This window comes from Microbacterium sp. PM5, assembly GCF_003293595.1.
Taxonomy (GTDB): Bacteria; Actinomycetota; Actinomycetes; order Actinomycetales; family Microbacteriaceae; genus Microbacterium.
Genome location: NZ_CP022162.1, coordinates 1,481,787 through 1,502,253, shown reverse-complemented (window position 1 = coordinate 1,502,253; position 20,467 = coordinate 1,481,787). Strand labels below are relative to the sequence as shown.

Annotated in this window: 12 protein-coding genes and 1 pseudogene; 11 read left to right on the top strand and 2 right to left on the bottom strand. The window is 70.2% G+C overall.

From position 1 onward, the window contains the following. Positions 1 to 78 precede the first annotated feature (78 nt). The 10 genes and pseudogenes from CEP17_RS07355 (at position 79) to CEP17_RS07310 (ending at position 16,558) form a co-directional block, all read left to right on the top strand. Positions 79 to 1,682, top strand: a pseudogene (locus CEP17_RS07355) (sugar ABC transporter ATP-binding protein). After that, a complete protein-coding gene (locus CEP17_RS07350) occupies positions 1,679 to 2,749 on the top strand; it encodes an ABC transporter permease (protein WP_112931779.1) in 1,071 nt (356 codons plus the stop codon). Before CEP17_RS07355 ends, CEP17_RS07350 begins: the two are co-directional and overlap by 4 nt. Continuing rightward, on the top strand, positions 2,746 to 3,819 hold the full coding sequence (locus tag CEP17_RS07345; RefSeq protein WP_036320609.1) for a sugar ABC transporter permease: 1,074 nt from the start codon (positions 2,746 to 2,748) through the stop codon (positions 3,817 to 3,819). The genes CEP17_RS07350 and CEP17_RS07345 overlap by 4 nt, the downstream gene beginning before the upstream one ends. Continuing rightward, a complete protein-coding gene (locus tag CEP17_RS07340; protein ID WP_051039629.1) occupies positions 3,816 to 4,541 on the top strand; it encodes an L-ribulose-5-phosphate 4-epimerase in 726 nt (241 codons plus the stop codon). The genes CEP17_RS07345 and CEP17_RS07340 overlap by 4 nt, the downstream gene beginning before the upstream one ends. After that, the gene (locus tag CEP17_RS07335) at positions 4,538 to 6,136 is read left to right on the top strand and encodes an FGGY-family carbohydrate kinase (protein WP_112931778.1); all 1,599 of its coding nucleotides are present in this window, start codon (positions 4,538 to 4,540) and stop codon (positions 6,134 to 6,136) included. Before CEP17_RS07340 ends, CEP17_RS07335 begins: the two co-directional genes overlap by 4 nt. Positions 6,137 to 6,183: 47 nt before the next feature. Further along, positions 6,184 to 7,689, top strand: a complete 1,506-nt coding sequence (araA, locus tag CEP17_RS07330) for an L-arabinose isomerase (RefSeq protein ID WP_204359884.1) — start codon at positions 6,184 to 6,186, stop codon at positions 7,687 to 7,689. 47 nt (positions 7,690 to 7,736) lie between these two features. Further along, the gene (locus tag CEP17_RS07325) at positions 7,737 to 10,697 is read left to right on the top strand and encodes an immunoglobulin-like domain-containing protein (RefSeq protein WP_239498605.1); all 2,961 of its coding nucleotides are present in this window, start codon (positions 7,737 to 7,739) and stop codon (positions 10,695 to 10,697) included. A 109-nt stretch (positions 10,698 to 10,806) separates the two neighbouring features. Next, on the top strand, positions 10,807 to 12,273 hold the full coding sequence (locus CEP17_RS07320) for an MFS transporter (RefSeq protein ID WP_083867979.1): 1,467 nt from the start codon (positions 10,807 to 10,809) through the stop codon (positions 12,271 to 12,273). Positions 12,274 to 12,326: 53 nt separating this feature from the next. Then, positions 12,327 to 13,475: an exonuclease SbcCD subunit D C-terminal domain-containing protein gene (locus CEP17_RS07315; protein ID WP_112931775.1), complete on the top strand. Its 1,149-nt coding sequence runs from the start codon at positions 12,327 to 12,329 to the stop codon at positions 13,473 to 13,475. Continuing rightward, entirely contained in the window at positions 13,472 to 16,558 is a 3,087-nt protein-coding gene (locus CEP17_RS07310) for an SMC family ATPase (protein WP_112931774.1), read from the top strand. The genes CEP17_RS07315 and CEP17_RS07310 overlap by 4 nt, the downstream gene beginning before the upstream one ends. A gap of 1 nt (position 16,559) precedes the next feature. On the opposite strand, the gene CEP17_RS07305 is transcribed toward CEP17_RS07310, so the two are convergent. Beyond that, positions 16,560 to 17,549: a hypothetical protein gene (locus CEP17_RS07305; protein WP_112931773.1), complete on the bottom strand. Its 990-nt coding sequence runs from the start codon at positions 17,547 to 17,549 to the stop codon at positions 16,560 to 16,562. Positions 17,550 to 17,781: 232 nt separating this feature from the next. Between CEP17_RS07305 and CEP17_RS07300 the strand changes: the two genes are divergently transcribed. Continuing rightward, positions 17,782 to 18,369 (top strand): hypothetical protein, encoded by a 588-nt coding sequence (locus tag CEP17_RS07300; RefSeq protein ID WP_036318500.1) that lies wholly within the window; start codon positions 17,782 to 17,784, stop codon positions 18,367 to 18,369. A 14-nt stretch (positions 18,370 to 18,383) separates the two neighbouring features. On the opposite strand, the gene CEP17_RS07295 is transcribed toward CEP17_RS07300, so the two are convergent. Continuing rightward, positions 18,384 to 20,453, bottom strand: coding sequence for an NAD(+) synthase (locus tag CEP17_RS07295; protein WP_112931772.1), 2,070 nt, complete (start codon positions 20,451 to 20,453; stop codon positions 18,384 to 18,386). Positions 20,454 to 20,467 lie beyond the last annotated feature (14 nt).

Here is a 20,467-nt window from a genome sequence, read left to right as displayed (position 1 = left end):
CGGACAGAACGGGGACGGGGATCGCCACCTTCGGCGGTCCCCGTCCCGCCATCCGCCCTGCACGGGCGACCCCACCCGATTCAACGAGGAAGTCTGCAGTGGTCACCGAACCCCTCCCGATCGTCGAAGTCCGCGGCGCGTCGATCACGTTCCCGGGCGTCAAGGCGCTCGACGACGTGAACTTCCGCCTCCTGCCCGGTGAGGTCCACACCCTCATGGGCGAGAACGGCGCCGGAAAGTCGACGCTCATCAAGGCGTTGACCGGTGTCTACCAGATCGACTCCGGATCGATCCTCGTCTTCGGCGAGGAACGGCGTTTCTCCGGCACGGCGTCGGCGCAGGCCGCCGGGATCTCCACGGTGTACCAGGAGGTCAACCTCTGCACCAACCTCACCATCGGTGAGAACGTCATGCTCGGCCACGAGAGCCGTTCCCTCTTCGGCATCGACTGGCGCAAGACCCACGCCCGCGCCCACGAGGTGCTCACCGAGATGGGTCTCGGCGACCTCGACCCGCGCGCCCCCCTGCAGTCCATCTCGATCGCGTTGCAGCAGCTCGTCGCGATCAGCCGGGCCATGGTCACCAAGTCGAAGGTCCTGATCCTCGACGAGCCGACCTCCAGCCTGGATGCCGCCGAGGTCGAGACGCTCTTCGGCGTCATGCGCCAGCTGCGCGATCAGGGCGTCGCCATCCTCTTCGTCTCCCACTTCCTCGACCAGGTCTACGCGATCAGCGACCGCATCACGGTGCTGCGCAACGGGGCGTTCGTCGGCGAGTACCTCAAGAACGACCTCGATCGCACTGAGCTCATCTCCAAGATGATCGGCAAGGACCTCGGCGCCCTGCGGGCCCTCGGATCCAACCGCCAGGTCGACGAGCGAGACCGCAGCCAGACGCCCGTCTACGCCGCGGACGGCATCGCCCGCAAGGGTGCCTTGGCCCCCACGGACATCGAGATCCACAAGGGTGAGGTCGTCGGCTTCGCCGGCCTGCTCGGCTCGGGCCGCACCGAACTGGCGCGCCTCATCGTCGGTGCCGACAAGCCGGATGCCGGCACGGTGCGCCTGAAGGGCAAGAAGGCCAGCATCACCTCGCCCGTCTCGGGCCTGGCGAACCACATCGCCTACTCGACGGAGAACCGTCGCGACGACGGCATCGTCGGCGACCTCAGCATCCGCGAGAACATCATGCTCGCCGTCCAGGCGCAGCGCGGATGGCTGCGACGCGTTCCCGCCAAGGAGGTCGACCGGCTCGTCACCATGTACATGGAGCGCTTCAGCGTGCGCCCCAACGACCCCGATCGGCCCATCCGCCTGCTGTCCGGCGGAAACCAGCAGAAGGTCCTCCTCGGGCGCTGGCTCGCGACCGATCCCGACCTGCTGCTGCTGGATGAGCCCACGCGCGGCATCGACGTCGGCGCGAAGGCCGACATCCAGGAGACGGTCGCCGAGCTCGCCGAGGGCGGCATGAGCGTCGTCTTCATCTCCTCGGAGCTGGAGGAGGTCGTCCGCCTCTCCGAGCGCATCGTCATCATGAAGGACCACCAGAAGGTCGGCGAGGTCGTCAACGGCCCGGACGTCACGGCGGAGCGGATCGTTTCGATCATCGCCGCCGACTCCGAGGCCGCCGCCGAAGCGAACGCGGAAGCGCTCGCCGACGAGGTCGAAGGAGAACAGGCATGACCCGTCTGAGGGCGCTCGTACGCACCCCCTGGTTCTGGGGCATTGTGGGCATCGTCCTGCTGCTGGCGCTGAACACGCTGAAGGACCCCACCTACCTCGCCCTCGGGGTCAACCCGACGACGGGTCAGCTGTCGGGCAACCTTCTGGACATCCTGCGGGTGTCGGCGCCGATCGTGATGATCGCGCTGGGCATGACGTTCGTCATCGCCACCAGCGGCATCGACCTGTCGGTCGGCTCCGTCATGGCCGTCGGCGGCGCGGTCGCGATGGTCACCCTCAGCGGTCTGGGCCAGCCCACCTCGGTCGGTGCGATGTTCACCGCGATCGGGCTCGCCGTGCTGCTGGGTATCGTGCTCGGCGCGATCAACGGCCTGCTCGTCGCCGTCATCGGATTGCAGCCGTTCATCAGCACGCTCGTGATGATGCTCGCCGGGCGCGGTATCGCGCGCGTCATCACCGGCGGCCAGAACACGAACGCGGAGAACGCGCCCTTCCGGGCTCTCGCGAACGGTCAGTTCCTCGGCCTTCCGCTGAGCTTCGTGCTCGCGATCGCGATCGTCATCGTCGTCGCGCTCGTGATGCGCCGCACCGCCCTCGGCCTCATGATCGAGTCGATCGGCATCAACCCGCAGGCCAGCCGGCTCGCCGGCATCCGCCCCCGCCCCATCCTCATCGCGGTGTACGTGCTGTCGGCGGCGCTCGCCGCTGTCGGCGGACTGTTCACCGTGTCGGAGGTCATGACCGTCGACGTCTCGGGCACCGGGTACCAGATGGAGCTCGACGCGATCCTCGCCGTCGTCATCGGGGGCACCTCGCTCGCCGGCGGGAAGTTCTCGATCGTGGGCTCGACGATCGGCGCCCTGCTGATCGCGACCCTCAACAAGACGGTCCTCTTCCTCGGAGTCTCGGCCGCCGCGACGCCGGCCTTCAAGGCGATCGTCATCGTCGCGCTGGTGCTGCTGCAGTCCGAGCGCATCCGTTCCCTGGTGCTCCGCCGCGGCAACCGCACCCGCACACCCGCGGCCCCCCTCTCCGAGTCCACGCAGCCGAAGGAGGTCGTCGCATGAGCGACGCATCCACCACTCGCGAACGCTCCACGCCCCCGTCGGCCGGGCAGGCCGCGGCGATCGCCACCCCCCGCGCAACCGCGTGGTCGCGTGTCTGGGGCCGCAGCCAGTCGCTGATTCCCACGCTCGCGGCGGTCGTGCTGTTCATCAGCATGCTCGTGTACGCGGAGATCGCCTACGGCCGGGTCTTCCACCTCGGCACGATGTCGAGTCTGCTCGTGAGCTTCGCCCCGACGATCATCCTGGCCGTGGCCATGACGATCGTGATCCTCTCCGGCGGCATCGACCTGTCCGTCGGCGCCGTCGTGGCGTTCACCTCGGTCGCCGGCGTGATGCTCATGGGCGCGGGGGTGAACGCGTGGCTCGCGATCGTCATCATGATCGTGCTCGGCGCGCTGTTCGGTCTGGTCTCGGGCGTGCTGATCCAGTTCTTCAACGTGCAGCCCTTCATCGCGACGCTCGCGATGATGTTCCTCGCGCGCGGCCTCGCCTCGATCCTGTCGACGGTGCCCGTGCACGCGCCGGAGGGCTCTCCGATCCTGCTGCTGGCCACGGACTTCAAGCTCATCGACGGCCCCAAGACCAACGATCTCGTCCTCACGCCCGGCTTCTTCATCGCCGTCGTCGTCGTGATCGCCGCGGTCTTCTTCCTGCACCGCACCCGCACGGGACGCACGATCTACGCGATCGGCGGTGCCGAGTCGTCGGCCCAGCTGATGGGCCTGCCCGTGGCCCGCACGCGGGTTTGGATCTACATCCTCAGCGGCGCTCTCGCCGGCCTTGCCGGAGTGGTCTACACCGCAGAGGTGGGCGGCAAAGCGCAGAACGTCACCGGCATCGGCTGGGAGCTCGACGCGATCGCTGCGGTCGTCATCGGCGGCACGCTGCTCACCGGCGGCGTCGGCTACGTGCTGGGTTCCGTGGTGGGCACACTCGTGCTCGCCGCCCTGTGGATGATCATCACGAAGGACGGCTCGATCAAGCCCGAGTACCTCACGATCATCACTGGCGGCATCCTCCTCGCCTTCGTGCTGCTGCAGCGGGTGCTCACGAAGCGGAGGAGCGAGTGAGCGCGCCGGCAGGGGGCCGTGTGATCGACCAGCACCTGCAGGAGCGCATCGACGCCGTCCGCGCCGATGTGGCCGCGCTGCACGCGGAGCTCGTGCGGTACGGCCTGGTGGTCTGGACGGGCGGCAACGTCTCTGGGCGCGTGCCGGACAGCGACCTCTTCGTGATCAAGCCCTCGGGCGTCTCCTACGACGACCTCGCCCCCGAGAACATGATCCTCTGCGACCTCGACGGCGCCGTCATCGCGGGAACGCCGGGCAGCGACCGCAGCCCGTCCAGCGACACCGCGGCCCACGCGTACGTGTACCGGCACATGCCCGAGGTCGGCGGTGTCGTGCACACCCACTCCGACTATGCGGTGGCGTGGGCGGCGCGCGGCGAGGAGATTCCCTGCGTCATCACGGCCATGGCCGATGAGTTCGGTGGGCCGATCCCGGTCGGGCCGTTCGCCATCATCGGCGACGACTCCATCGGCCGCGGCATCGTGGACACGCTGCGCGGGCACCGCAGTCGCGCAGTGCTCATGCAGAACCACGGCCCCTTCACGATCGGCGTCAACGCCAAGGATGCCGTGAAGGCCGCCGTCATGTGCGAGGACGTCGCCCGGACGGTGCACATCGCGCGCCAGGCCGGCGAGCTGATCCCGATCCCGCAGGACAAGATCGACGCGCTCTACAACCGCTACCAGAACGTCTACGGGCAGGGAACGGACGAGCGTCGATGAGCGGGGAGGCGGCGGACGCGATCCGCACGGGTCGCACGAGTCTCGGCATCGAGTTCGGCTCGACGCGCATCAAAGCCTGTCTCGTGGATGCCGAAGCGCCCGCGAGCGTGCTCGGCGTCGGCTCGCACGCGTGGGAGAACAGACTCGAAGACGGCCTGTGGACCTACCCGCTGGAAGCGATCTGGGAGGGGCTGCAGGCCGCGTACGCCGACCTCGTCGCCGATCTCGAGCGCACCCACGGCGTGACCCCGGAGACCGTTGGATCGATCGGTGTGTCGGCGATGATGCACGGCTACCTCGCCTTCGACGAGGCGAGGGAGCTGCTCGTTCCCTTCCGGACCTGGCGCAACACGAACACCGCCGCAGCGGCGGCGGAGTTGTCCGAGCTGTTCGGGGTCAACATCCCGCTGCGCTGGTCGATCGCGCACCTGCGCCAGGCGGTCATCGACCGAGAGTCACACGTGTCGCGAGTGGCCGCCGTCAACACGCTCGCCGGATACGTCCACGAACGCTTGACCGGTCGTCGCGTGCTCGGCGTCGGTGACGCATCGGGCATGTTCCCGATCACCGCCGGCACCGCCGACTACGACGAGCGGCTCATCGCCCGCTTCGACGCGCTCGCACCGGGAGAGATCCCCCCGCTTCGTGCGCTGCTGCCGCAGGCGCTGCCCGCCGGTGCGGACGCCGGCACCCTCACGGCGGACGGTGCGGCGCTGCTCGATCCGAGCGGTCGGCTGCGACCCGGCATTCCGCTGTGTCCGCCGGAGGGCGATGCGGGCACGGGGATGGTCGCGACCGGGGCCGTCGCGCCGCGCACCGGCAATGTCAGCGCCGGCACCTCCATCTTCGCGATGGTCGTGCTGGAGGGCCCGCTCGCCGCCCAGCACCACGAGCTCGATCTCGTGACGACACCCGCCGGCGACCCCGTCGCGATGGTCCACTGCAACAACGGCGCCAGCGAGCTGGCGGCCTGGGCGGGGCTGTTTCGTCGGTTCGCGGCGGCATCCGGCACACCGATGGACGACGACGAGGTCTTCGGCGTGCTGCTGCGCGAAGCTCTGGACGGCGACGCGGACGCGGGAGGCCTGCTGGCGTACAACCACCTGGCCGGTGAGCCGATCGCCGGCCTCACGGCGGGGCGCCCGCTCTTCGTGCGCACCCCGGAATCGACACTCAGTCTCGCGAACGTCATGCGCGCACAGGTCTATGGCGTGTTCGGCACGCTCGCCCTCGGCATGCAGGTGCTCGCCGCAGAGGGCGTGGCGCTGGATCGCATGTACGCGCACGGTGGGGTCTTCCGCACGGCCGGGGTCGCGCAGCGCTTCCTCGCCGCGGCGCTGGATGCGCCGGTCGCCGTGGGAGAGACCGCCTCGGAGGGCGGGGCGTGGGGCATCGCCGTCCTGGCGGCGTTCCGCCGCGCCGTGGCCCAGGGGTGCGACCTCACGCTGGGCACCTACCTCGACGAGACCGTGTTCGCGGATGCCGCGGCATCCGTCGTCGAGCCCGTTCCCGCGGATGTCGCGGGATTCGCCACCTACCTCGACCGCTACCGAGCCGGCCTCGCCGTCGAGGCGGCGGCCGTCCACTCACTCTGAGGACGCCTCGATCTTCGAGGCTTCTCACACTCACCGACCGGAAAGACATCATGACCCTCTCCACTTCTCTCGAGAACTACACCGTTTGGTTCGTCACCGGCAGCCAGGGGCTGTACGGAGAGGAGACCCTGCGCCAGGTCGCCGCGCAGTCCCAGCAGGTGGCGGCGGGCCTGAGCGCCCTGCCGGTGCGCGTCGAGTGGAAGCCCGTGCTCACCGATTCGGACTCCATTCGGCGCCTGGCGCTCGACGCCAACAGCGACGACTCGGTGATCGGCGTCGTCGCCTGGATGCACACGTTCAGCCCGGCGAAGATGTGGATCGCAGGTCTCGACGCCCTGCAGAAGCCCCTGCTGCACCTGCACACGCAGGCGAACGTCGAGCTGCCCTGGGAGGACATCGACTTCGACTTCATGAACCTGAACCAGGCCGCCCACGGCGACCGGGAGTTCGGCTACATCCAGACGCGCCTGGGCGTGGCGCGCAAGACGGTCGTCGGGCACGTCTCCAACCCCGCCGTTCTCGGTCAGATCGAGCAGTGGCAGCGCGCCGCCGCCGGGTGGCAGGCCGCGCGCACGCTGAAGCTCGCCCGCTTCGGTGACAACATGCGCTACGTCGCCGTCACCGAGGGCGACAAGACCGAGGCCGAGCTCCGTTTCGGCGTGCAGGTGAACACGTGGGGCGTGAACGAGCTCGCGGACGCCGTCGCGGCGGCATCCGAGGCCGACATCGACGCGCTCGTGCAGGTGTACCTCGACGAGTACGACGTCGCCGAGGAGCTGCTGCCCGGTGCCGAGCGCCACCAGTCGCTGCGCGACGGCGCCGCGATCGAGGTCGGTCTGCGGACGTTCCTGGAAGCCGGTGGCTTCGGTGCATTCACGACCTCGTTCGAGGACCTCGGCGCTCTGACGCAGCTGCCCGGGCTGGCCGTGCAGCGCCTGATGGCCGAGGGATACGGCTTCGGCGCGGAGGGCGACTGGAAGACCGCGATCCTCGTCCGCGTGGCCAACGTCATGGGCGCGGGGCTGCCCGGCGGAGCGAGCCTCATGGAGGACTACACCTACGACCTGGTCGCGGGGGATGAGAAGATCCTCGGCGCGCACATGCTCGAGGTCTCGCCCTCGCTGACGACGCAGAAGCCGCGGCTGGAGATCCACCCGCTCGGCATCGGCGGCAAGGACGACCCCGTCCGCCTCGTCTTCACGGCCGACCCGGGCCCGGCCGTCGTGGTCGCGATGAGTGACATGCGCGATCGGTTCCGTCTCGTGGCCAACGTCGTCGAGAACGTCGAGGCCCCCGACCTGCCGAAGCTTCCCGTCGGGCGGGCGATCTGGAAGCCGGCCCCCGATTTCGCCACCAGTGCCGCCTGCTGGCTCACCGCCGGCGCCGCCCACCACACCGTGATGACCACCGCCGTCGGCATCGAGGTGTTCCGCGACTTCGCGGACATCGCCGGCACCGAGCTTCTCGTCATCGACGAGGACACGACCGTCCACGGATTCCAGAAGGAGTTGCGCTGGAACCAGGCGTACTACCGCCTGGCCCAGGGCCTCTGACCCCGACCTCACCACCCCCACCCGAAACAAGAGGAACTCTCTCGATGATGAGATCAACACGGATCCCGCGCGCCTCCGCGCCCGGGCGCACACCGCGTCGAGCACTCGCCGCGACCGTTGCCGGCGTTCTCGCGCTCACCGGCGTCGGCCTGGCCGCGCCGAACGCGGCATCCGCCGCCGACGTGCCGGCCCCGAGCGCCCACTACGACATGTCGCACAGCGGATCGACGCTGCTCGACGTGTCGGGCAACGGTCGCAATGCCACGCTCACCGGACTGACCGACGCCTCCTTCGCGGATGCCGCGGGCGACGCCGTGCTGCGCTTCCGCGCCGACGGCTACGCGTCGTTGCCGTCCGGCCTGATCACCGGATCGGACAACAACTTCACCGTCGAGTACACGGTGTCCACCCAGACCTCCGCCAACCACTTCGGATGGGTCATCGGCGACGGCGTCGGCCCGTGGAACACCACGCAGCTCGGCAACCACATCTTCCTCAGCCCGCGCTCGGCGCAGGGCGGCTACACCGACCAGGTGCTGGCGGCGATCCGCGTCAAGAACGGCAACAGCAACGGCGAGACGCGCATGCCGGCCGGCGGCGGCCTGAACCCGGGCTTCACGACCCTCACGATGGTCGGTTCCGGCAACACGCTGACGCTGTACCGCGACGGGCAGCAGATCTCGACCCTCACCCACTCGCTCTCGCTGAGCTCGATCATCCCGACGGATGCGGTGATGGGTTACCTGGGCCGCTCGCTGTACCAGGGCGACCCGCTGCTGCGCGCGGACGTGTCGGACGTCAAGTTCTGGGACGTCGCGCTGACGTCCGGCGAGGTGTCGGCGAGCATGCCGACCGCCGAGCAGAAGAAGGCGACCACCGCGGCCCTGCTGCGCGGAGACGTGTTGGCACAGATGCTCGGCGCGAACTCCGCGCTGACGAACGTCACGTCGAATCTGACCCTGCCGGCGACGGTCAACGGCGTCGGCCTGACGTGGTCGTCGTCTGCGCCCTCGGTCGTCTCGACCTCGGGCGTGGTCTCGCGGGCGATCTCGTCCGACACGCCCGTGACGCTGACCGCGGTCAGCACGCTCGGCTCGACCATCACGTTCGACGTGACCGTCATCGCACCGACCGTCTCGGCCGACCTCGACGCGATCGTCCTCGCGAACCGCACCACCGAGAACCTGCCGCTGGCGACCACGGGTTCCGTCAACGGCGCGGCCATCACCTGGACCTCCTCCGACCCGTCTCTGGTGACGGCGACCGACGCGGGGTACACTGCGCCCGCCGTCGGGCTCGCCGACCCGTACCGCGGTGGTGGCATCGTCACCCGACCGGCGTACGGCGCCGGTGACCGTGAGGTGACCCTCACGGCGCACGCCGTCCTCAACGGCATGCACGATGAGCGCACCTTCACCGTCACGGTGGCCGAGCACGGTCGCACCGCGCCCGACGCGGGCTACGCCGCGGCCTACTTCAAGTCCGACAGCGACGAGAAGATCTACCAGGCGGCGACCAGCGGCAACGATTTCTTCACGTTCTCGCCGGTCAACGGCGGCAACCCGGTCATCACCTCGACGACCGACACGAAGGGCCTGCGCGACCCGTACATCCTGCGCTCGAAGGACGGCGACAAGTACTACATGGTCGCGACCGATCTGTGCATCGGGTGCGGCACCGGCTGGGGCCCCGCCCAATCCGCCGGCAGCCTCAAGATCGAGGTGTGGGAGTCGACGGACCTCGTGAACTGGAAGCGCACCAACGGCGAGGACAGCGGCATCACGGTCAACCAGCCCGCGGCGGGAATGACCTGGGCGCCGGAGGCGTACTGGGACGACGCGCTCCAGTCGTACGTCGTGTTCTTCGCGTCGCGGCTGTACTCCGACGCGAGCCACACGAACAACGACAAGCTGTATGCGCGGATGTTCGCTGTGCTCACGCGTGACTTCCGCACCTTCACGGCACCGCCGGCGAGCTGGCAGGACACGGGATACGCCCGTATCGACTCGACCGTCACCAAGATCGGGGACTACTACTACCGCTTCACGAAGAACGAGGAGGGAGGCGCCGCCGGCCCGCTCGAAGCAGGGAAGGACATCTTCCTCGAGCGCTCGAAGGTGCTGACGGCTCCGACCACGGTATCCAGCTGGACGGCCGACCCGTCGACCACCTGGCAGCTGCTGGACACGCACATGACCTCGCTCGAGACGGGTCAGGCCGGTGAAGGCCCTGAGATCGTCAAGCTCAACGCGGGCGACCCGAACAACGCCGGCGACGGCTACGTCTTCCTCGTGGACAACTACGGCGCCGGCGGCTACCGCGCGTTCGTGACCACCGGAGACGCGATCGCCTCCAGCACGCAGAGCGACCGCCTGTCGCAGCGTTCCGACTGGAACGTCCGCGCTCCGGGAGGTCTGCCGGAAAGCCCTCGTCACGGCGCCTTCGTGAGCGTTCCGCAGACGGTGCTGACCGCCATGCACGACTGGACCGGCGTGAGCGCGGTCGCATCGACCACGTCGCTGAGCGCGCAGGAGCGCACGGTCACCGCGCGCGTCGTCGCCGCCGATGGCGGAGACGTCGCCGGAACGGTCACGTTCACCGGCGAGACCGGCACCTCCTCGCTGGCGCGCGCCAGCGCGTGGTCGGCGCAGGTGCCCGTGTCGGGTGGTGTGGCGAGCGTGGTCGTCCCGGCCGGAATCCGCACCGTCACGGCACAGTACGACGGTTACCGCGATCAGCTCGTGCAGGTGTCGAGCTCTGACGCGGTGACGCTGGCCGACGTCGTCGTGACGCCGGACCCGGAGCCGTCGCCGGTTCCCACCGATGGGACGGGTCAGAGCGGCACGGGTCAGAGCGGTGCGGGTCAGAGCGACCCGGGCGCGGCTTCGCTGGCCACGACCGGACAGAGCCCGGCACTGGTCACGGCAGCAGGCATGCTCGCAGCGCTGCTGCTGGCGGCCGGAGCGGTTCTGCTGATCGCGCGCCGTCGTCGCACCCGCAACGGCTGAGTCCGCACTCCCCCCCAGAACGGGCGGCTCGGAGATCGTCTCCGAGCCGCCCGTCCTCTGCGTCAGCTGTCGAGGACGGCCACGCGCCGGGGAGCGATAGCGTGGACGGATGACCAGTCCGGGTACCGCGAGCATCTCCCTCAACGGCGGGCAGCGCTGGCGCGCGTTCTGGGTCTGCGTGTCCGTCGCGGCGCTGACGATCCTCGATCTGAGCAAGGTGAACGTCGCGCTGCCCTCGATCGAGAAGGCGCTGGGTGCCGGGTCGACACAGCTGCAGATCGTCGTCTCCGGCTACGTGCTGATGTTCGGCCTCGCCCTCGTGCCCTTCGGGCGCCTCGGCGACCAGCGATCGCGCAAGGCCCTCTTCCTCGTCGGTCTGAGCCTGTTCCTCATCACCAGCGTCGTGTGCGCCCTCGCACCCACGATCGAGGTGCTGATCGCCGCCCGGCTCGTGCAGGGCCTCGCCGCCGGAATCCAGATGCCACAGGTGCTGGGGACCATTCAGCAGATCTTCGTCGGCAAGGAGCGCGGACGCGCGTTCGGACTGTTCGGAGCCACGATCGGCGTCGCCACCGCCATCGGCCCGACATTCGGGGGCCTCATGATCGCCGTCGGCGGGGTGCAGGACGGCTGGCGATGGATCTTCTGGATCAACGTGCCGCTGTGTGCGCTCGTGATCGCCGGAGTGCTCGGCCTGCTGCCGCGAACGCGCCGCGCGACCCCCGGGCGTCTGCAGCTGGACCCGGTGGGTCTCGTGCTGCTCGCGTTCACGATCGTGACCCTCATGTGGCCCTTCCTCTTCACGACGGGCGCGCCCACCGACGATCCCCGCCGGTGGTGGAGCCTCGTGCTCTTCGTCGTCTTCGTGACCGCGTTCACGTGGTGGGAGCGGCGGTACGCGGCATCCGGTCGTTCACCTCTCGTGCCGTTCTCCCTCTTCTCGATCTCGTCGTTCCGCAACGGCACCCTCGTCGTCACCACCTACTTCACCGCGATCCCGGCGATGTTCCTGCTGACCACGCTTTTCCTGCAGATCGGCATCGGCACCGAACCCGTCTTCGCCGGGATGGTCTCCATCGGCTTCGCCGTGGCCAGCGCCATCACCGCGTGGTTCGGCGGCTCGCTCGTCGGCAAACTCGGCCGCCCGCTCGTGGTGGGCGGACTGATCGTGGTGCTCGTCAGCGTCGTCGCGCTCGCCGTCGTCGCGTACACGGTGCCGGCCGGTGTCGTGGAGTACGCGATGGCGGGGGTCATGGTCCTCGCCGGCGCCGGCGCCGGCCTCGTGGTCGCACCGAACCAGACGCTCACGCTCGCCGAGATCCCCACGCGCGAGGGAGGGCTCGCCGGCTCGGTCGGCCAGCTGGGCCAGCGCGTCGGGACGGCGGTGGGCACCGCGATCGGGCTTTCGCTCTTCTACTCGACGGTCTACCGCGAGAAGGACGGCGCGACAGACTCCCTCGCGGTCTTCCACGACGCATACGCGTACGGAATGGTGGCCGTCGGCGTCTTCCTGGGCATCGCACTGCTGATTGGAGTCATCGACCTCGGCGCACGGCGCAGAGCCGCCCAGGACTGAGCCGGCCCGCGGGCCTTCCCCGCGATGTCGGCGGCTGCGCTTAGCGTGGTGCCATGCGCATCCTGCATACCTCCGACTGGCACATCGGGCGGACCTTCCACGGTCATTCGACGCTCGAGGCGCTCAGTGGCGTGCTCGAGACGCTCACCGATCAGGTCCGCGCCCACGCGGTCGACGTGGTCGTCGTGGCGGGCGACGTCTTCGATTCCGCGACGCCCGCGGCCGCCTGCTACACGCTGCTGTCCGAGACGCTGCGGGCCCTCGCCGATACCGGTGCGCAGGTGATCGTGACCAGCGGCAATCACGACTCCGCGGCGCGGCTCGGCTTCCAGGCGGCTCTGCTGCGCGACGGCATCCACGTGCGCACCGACCCGACGGCGATCGGCGAGCCGATCACCGTGTCGGACGAGCACGGGCCGGTGCACTTCTACGGCATCCCCTTCCTCGAACCCGCCCTCGTGCGTGCAGTGTGGCCCGGGGTGCGTACGCAGGCCGATGCGGTCGGCCGCGCGATGGACCTCGTCCGCGCTGATCATGCCTCCCGTGGGGGACGGACGGTGGCGATCGCGCACTGCTTCGCCGCCGGCGTGGAGCCGACTCCCCACCTCGAGCGCGACATCCAGCAGGGCGGACTCGACGTCGTCCCGCTGTCGGCCTTCGACGGTGTCGACTACGTCGCCCTCGGGCACATCCACGGCCGTCAGAAGCTCGCGGCGCATGTGCGCTACGCCGGTGCGCCGCTGCACTACAGCTTCGGTGAAGGGCACAAGCCCCGCGGGTCGTGGCTCCTCGATCTGGATGCCGAGGGAGCCGCCGCGGCGGTCTGGCTCGAGCTGCCGGTGCCTCGACGCCTCGTCACCCTGCGCGGACCCTTCGAGGAGATCTTGGCCGACCCCGGCTCCGACGACGCCCGCGACGCATGGGTCAGCGTCGAGTACACCGATGATCTTCCGGTGCGCGATCCGCTGCGTCGGCTGCAGCAGCGCTTTCCGCACTGCGCAAAGGTCGTGCACGTGCCGGACGTCGCACGCCACAGCGATGGGCGGGGCTACACCGATCGTGTCCGGGCCGCACGCAGCGACCTCGAGCTGTTCGATGCGTTCCTGTCACATGTGCGTGACGGCGAGGGGCTGACGGAGCGAGAGCGCGAGGTGCTGCGTGACGTCCTCGAGGAGCGCGTCGTCGTCGAGGCGTTGGCATGAAGCTCCACCGTTTGGAGCTCACCGGCTTCGGGCCCTTCCGTGACACGCAGGTCGTCGACTTCGACGCGTTCGATGCCGACGGACTCTTCCTGATCTCCGGGCGCACCGGCACCGGCAAATCGAGCATTCTCGACGGGGTCAGCTTCGCCCTGTATGGCAGCGTGCCTCGCTATGACGGCGGGGAGAAGCGTCTGCGCAGCGACCACGCGGATCTCTCCGACCCGACCGAGGTGCGATTGGAGTTCACCGTCGGCGCGCGACGCTGGCGCGTGACGCGGGCGCCGGAATACGACCGCCCCGCCAAGCGCGGGGGCGGATTGACGACGGAGCCGCCGCGGGCGGAGCTGGAGGAGCTGGTCGAGGGAAGATGGGTCGGGCGCGCGGCGAAACCGCGCACGGTCGGCGAGGCTCTCGGCGAGATCCTCGGTCTGAACGCGCAGCAGTTCCAGCAGGTGATCCTTCTGGCGCAGAACAAGTTCTCGCGGTTTCTGCTCGCCTCCGGTGAGGAGCGCCAGGGCCTGCTGCGCACGCTCTTCGGTACGCGTCGATTCGAGCAGTACCGTGATGAGCTCGATAGCCGGCGCCGAGAGGCGGAGACGGCTCTGGCCGCGGTCGACTCGCGTGTGCGCACGCTCGTCGAGGAGGGCGAGAGGCTGGCCCGAGCTCACGATCTCGACACCCGCGAGGCGCAGGACGGCGCCGACGACCTCGCCGACGAGCACGCGGGCGGATCAGAGCTTGCAGCGCACCCCGACCCGCGGCGCGCGGATCCCGCGCCGGCGCCCGTGGCGACCCGTCGCGAGGATCTCGCGCGGGCGCACCGCCGCGCGCGGTACCGCGTCGAACAGGCGGAGTTCGCGCGCACGGCGACCGAAGAGCGTTTCGCCGCCGCGGCCGCCGCGCACGCCGCGGTCGTGGCCGCCGCGGCGCGCGCGCAGGAGCGACAGACGCTGCGCCACCGCCTCGGTGAACTCGAGGCCCGCGCCGACGAGATCGCACGTGCGCGCCGCCGGCTGGATGGCGGGCGTGCCGCCGCGGTGCTGCGCGCCCCTCTCGACTCTCTCGAGCGTGCCGAGCGCGCTGCGGCGGCGGCGGCGCACGACGCCGACACGGCTCGGGATCGGTGGCGTGCGGGCCGCACGGACGCTTCAGCCGACGCCGCTCGCGCGGTCGAGCAGCTCACCGGTGATCTCGCCCGGTGGGAGATCGCAGCCGCTCAGGAGCGGGACCTCGTCGCGCGTCGGGTCGAGCACGAGGCTGCGATCGCCGCGATCGCGGCGCGCGAGCACGACCTCGCGGACATCGATGACCGCCGCGCCGCCCGTCCCGCCGAGCGTGCCCAGATCGACGCCGAGATCGCCGCCGTGTCGGTCGCCGCGGCGCGTCTCGACGATCTGCGTGCCGAGCACCTGCGTCTGCGCGAGGTCGTCGCTGCGGCCCATCGTGCCGACGACCTCGCGGCCGCGCTCGCCGCGGCCGAGGCTGCGTACGCGACCGCGCTGACGGACTCCGAGGCCGCCTCGGCTGCGCTCGGTGCGCTGCTGCGTCGACGTGTCGCCGGCGTCGCTGCGGAGCTTGCGGCCGCGCTCGTTCCCGGGGAGCCGTGCCCGGTCTGTGGCTCCACCGAGCATCCCCACCCCTCGCCGCCCGCCGACGAGCCCGTCACCGATGACCTGCTGGTGGCGGCCGAGCGCGCGCGAGACGAGGCGTCCGTCGCCGAGGCCGACGCGCGCGAGCGTGCCGGCCTCGCACGGGAAGCTATCGCTGCGGCCCGTATCGCCGCCGGCGGCCTCGACGGAGCCGAGGCCGAGGAGAGGCTCGCCGCCACGTCCGCGGCGCAGGCCGAGGCCGAGCGTGCGGCCGCGGAACTCGCCGGCCTCTCACAGCGCCGCGCGCGTGCCGAGCAGGCCGCCGCGGCCGACGACGAGCGGCGCGCGGCGTGCGTCGAACACCTCGCGACGGCGCGCGAGCGTGCCCGCGCGGCCGAGTCCGACATCTCCCGCCTCGACGCGGTCGTCACCGCGGCGCGCGGGTCGTTCGCGACGGTGGCGGCGAGAATCGACGCCGTCGCCGAGGAGCGCGATCGGGCGCGCGCGGTCGTCGTGGCTGATGCCGCACGTGATGAGCGTGCTCGTGCGCACCTCGACGCCCGACAGGAACTCGACGCGCTGCTCGCGGCCTCCGGTTTCGACGATCTCGACGCGGCCCGGGCGGCGCTCATCTCCGACGAGGAGATCGAGGGGATCGACATCGCGATCGCCGACCACGCGGCGCAGCTGTCGGCGACGCGCTCTCGACTTCTCGAACTCGAACTCGACGCCGGCGGCGATGACCCCTCGGCCCACGACGTCGACGTTTCTCGCGATGCCGTCGAGCTCGCCGATGCCGCGCGCACCGATGCGATCTCCGCCCACGCCGGCGCCGTCCGCACGGCCGAGGCGCTCCAGGATCTGCTGCAGCAGGTCGACCGTGCCCTGGCGGAGGTGCAGGAGAGCGCCGACGAGGCCGCCGCCGTGATCCGTCTGGCCGACAGTGTGGCCGGGCGGGCGCCGAACACGATGCGGATGGACCTCGAGACCTTCGTGCTGGCCGCCGAACTGGAGGAGATCGTCGCGGCTGCCAACGTGCGTCTGGCGGAGATGTCGTCGGGACGCTACACCCTGCACCACTCCGACGCCCGTGCCGCGCGCGGGCGCGCGTCGGGCCTGGGCCTCGACGTGCTCGACGCGCACACCGGCCGGCGGCGTCCGCCGCAGTCGCTGTCCGGCGGCGAGACCTTTCTCGCCTCGCTCGCCCTCGCGCTCGGTCTTGGAGAGGTCGTCACGGCCCGGGCCGGCGGCATCCGTCTGGACACGCTCTTCGTCGACGAAGGCTTCGGATCGCTCGACCCCGAGACACTCGAACTCGCGCTGCGGACTCTCGACGACCTGCGCGCGGGCGGGCGTACCGTCGGTGTCATCAGCCACGTCGAGGCGATGAAGGAGCAGCTGCCGGCCCAGCTGCTGGTCGCATCGACGCCGGAGGGCCCGAGCGTCATCCATCAGGATGCCGCTCGGGCCCTCGGCGTCGAACGCGCGCGGTGACCTACTGCAGGTAGGTGCGGGCAGAGGTCAGGATCTCACCGTAGAGGGTTCGCAGCATGTCGGCGGAGCTCTCGTCGGCTCCGACGCTGGTGATCGTCTGCTGCACGAGCTCGTCGATTCCCGCCTCACCGGTCGTGAGCAGCGTCTCGCCGATGAGGATCAGCGATTCGTCGGGGAGGACCTGCTCGATGATCTCCGGCGTCGCCGTCGGATCGACCTCTCCGAGGATCTGGTTGACCTTCGGGCGGACATCGGCGATGAACTCCTGCTGCGCGGCCGACTCCGTGGCCGGCGCGGAACCGTCGCCCTCTCCGGGCAGGATGCCGCCGGAGTCGACCTCGACGGAAGGCACGGGCGAGGGGGTGCTCATCATCTCGCTGATCGACGAGCCCGCCGACGAGACACCGACGAGGATGATCGACCAGATGAGCGCGAACGAGCCGATCGTCGCGCCCACCAGCGACAGCACGAGAGCCGTGATGCTGAGGGGCTTTCCGCCGTAGCGCTTTCCGGCGAGCCCGACGATGGAGAAGACGAAGCCCGCCAGCAGCAGCAGGCCGCCGATCAGGACGGCCACCAGGCCCACCCAGGGCACCGGCACGATGCCGATGATGCTGAGCAGCGTGCCTCCGGCGGCGAGCCCGAGTGCCGTCCACGCGATGGCCTTCGACCGCGTGTCGGGCGTCGGCGGTCCCGAGGGGGCGACAGACGAAGGCGTGGGTGCGCCGTAGGCGACCGTGGGTGCGCCATAGGGGACGGTGGGTGCACCGTTGGGCGCGGTGGGCTGCCCGGGCTCCGGCGGCAGCGGAGGCGCCGTCGGCGCGACGTACGCGTCTCCGTATCCGCCGGTGGGCGCGGGCGGGACAGGCGGGGCCGTGGGAAGCGAGACCTCGGTCGCAGCGGAGTCGACGGCGTCGGGGGTGACCGCGTCCGGCCCGTCGGCGGCCGAGCCGTCCGGATCCTGAGGATTCGTGGGCGGGGGTGTCGACATCTGCTCTTCCTTCGTCGTCTCGGGACGTCGCGCGGCCCCGTCCGAGGGACGGCGGGCGCGGCGGCGGTAAGTCGACCCTATCGACTCACTGTGACTTTGTTCACGGTCAGCTGTCCGCGGCCTTTCTCACGTCGCATTCGGCGACCGCGACGTGTCATCCTGGGCCAGGATGGGAGCACGCGGCATCCCGCCGGTGCATCCACGCGGCGGGACGCGCGATGAAAGGGACGCCATGACACTCACTTCGGTTCTGCTCGACACTCCGCCCTCGGTTGCCGCGCGACTCGGCTGGGACCCGGCCACGACCGTCCACGATCGTCGCCGTCTTCTCGCCAAGGAGCTCATCGCCGCACGCCTCGGCTGCGACATGAACGACATCCGTATCGAGCGTGAGGCGCCGCGCGGCTTCGGCTACCACACGCGGTTGATCGCCTCGCGGGACGGCGAGGACCTGCCGATCGCTATCGTCACGGCGAGCTTCCGCGCCGCCACGGTCGTCGCCATCTGCGACCCGGGTCTGCCGCTGGGCATCGACATCCGCGACATGACCCCGGAGCCGGCCGACATCCGTCTCATGCAGAAGCACTCGCACCTGTTCGATCCGAACAACATCCCCGACCTGCTCCAGCACTGGGTCCGGGTTCAGGCGGTGCTCGAAGCTGACGGTCGCGGGGTGCGCGTCGCACCCGAGAACGTGCGGTTGGACATGGGCCGGCTCAAGGGCTGGATCCCGGACCGCAACATGAAGTACACGCTCGTCGACGCCTCACGCGACAGCTGGGTGATCACGATCGCGATCGGGACGCTCCCCGCGGCGTGAGTTCCCGCGGGCACTCAGGCGGCAGGGAAGGCGCGGTCGAGCTCGGCCAGCCACACCGCGGCGTTCCCGTCGCTGGGAGCACGCCAGTCGCCGCGCGGTGAGAGCGAACCCGACGCCAGCACCTTCGGGCCGTTGGGAATCGCGGTGCGCTTGAACTGCGCGAAGCCGAAGTAGCGCGTCAGGAACACCCGCAGCCAGCGCACGATCGTCTCGCGGTCGTAACCGTAGCGGTCGGATGCCGGGAAGCCCGGCGGCCATGCACCGGCATCCGCATCGCGCCAGGCGTGCTCTGCGAGGAAGACGATCTTCGACGGGCGCAAGCCGTAACGCAGCACGTGGAACAGCGCGAAATCGTGCAGCGCATAGGGGCCGATGGTGTCCTCGGTCGATTGGACCTTGCCGTCCTGGCCCGCGGGCACCAGCTCGGGGCTGATCTCGGTGTCCAGCACCGCCTGCAGCACGTCCTTCGCCGCCGGCGACAGGCTCATGCCGTCGTCGCCGGCGTGGGCGATGACCCATCGGATGAGGTGCTGGATGAGCGTCTTGGGCACCCCGGCGTTCACCGCGTAGTGGCTCATCTGGTCGCCCACGCCGTAGGTCGCCCACCCCAGGGCGAGCTCCGACAGGTCGGAGGTGCCCACGACGAGGCCGCCGTTCTGATTCGCGAGGCGGAACAGGAAGTCGGTGCGCGCCCCGGCCTGCACGTTCTCGAACGTCACGTCGTACACGGGCTCGCCGTTCGCGAAGGGGTGTCCGATGCCCGTCAGCAGCTCGGTGGCCATCGGCCGGATGTCGATCGTCTCGATGGAGGCGCCGATGGCCTCGGCGAGGGCGATGGCGTTCGACTTCGTGTGATCGCTCGTGGCGAAGCCGGGCATCGTGTAGGCGAGGATGTCGCTGCGCGCTCGCCCCATCCGGTCCATCGCCCGCGCGACGACGAGGAGGGCGTGCGTCGAATCGAGGCCGCCGGAGACGCCGATCACGGGCTTCGGCGACCCGATCGCGCGCATCCGCTGCTCGAGCGCGGACACCTGGATGTTGAACGCCTCGTAGCAGTCCTGGTCGAGTCGTGCCGGGTCGTCGGGCACGAAGGGGAAGCGGTCGAGCGGGCGACGCAGGCCGATGTCGGATGCCGGCGGATCGACCGTGAACGCCACCGTGCGCATCGGACTCGTCGCCGGTGCGACCGCGCGGCGGTTGTCGTCGAACGTGCCCTGGCGAAGGCGGTCCTGGCGGATGCGGTCGAGGTCGATGTCGGCGATGGCGCTGCGCGGGCCGTCCGGGAAGCGCTCGGTCTCGGCCAGGAGGGCGCCCGACTCGTAGATCATCGTCTGTCCGTCCCACGACACGTCGTTGGTCGACTCGCCCAGGCCCGCGGCCGCGTACACGTAGGCGGCGATGCAGCGGAACGACTGAGACTTCGCGAGAAGGTGACGATCATCGGCCCGCGCGACGGTGATCGGGCTGCCGGAGAGGTTCAGGAGCACGGTCGCACCGGCGAGAGCGGCGGTGGACGACGGCGGCACGGGCACCCACATGTCCTCGCACACCTCCGCGTGGACCACCAGGCCCGGCACGTCGTCCGCGGCGAACAGCAGGTCGGTGCCGACGGGCACCTCCTGGCCGACCAGCACGGTGGATGCCGGGGCATCCGTTCCGGCCGCGTACCAGCGGGCCTCGTAGAACTCGCGATAGGTCGGCAGATAGCTCTTCGGTGCGACGCCGAGCACGCGGCCGCCGTGGATGATCACCGCGCAGTTGTAGAGGCGTGGCCCCAGCCGCAGCGGTGCGCCGACGACCAGCAGCGGACGCAGCTGCTGCGAGGCCGAGACGAGGCTTGCGATGGCGGCGTGGACGGCGTCGAGCACGGCATCCTGCATCACGAGGTCGTCGATGGCGTACCCGGTCAGGCAGAGCTCCGGGAAGACGGCGACGGCGACGGCATCGTCGCTGAGCGCGCGGGCCGCGTCGATGACCGCCTCGGCGTTTCGCGCCGGGTCGGCGATCGCGACGGGGATCGTACAGGCGGCGACCCGGGCGAACCCGTGCCGATAGACGCTCTCGAACGGCAGGTTCTCGCTCACCCCTCCAGTCTGGC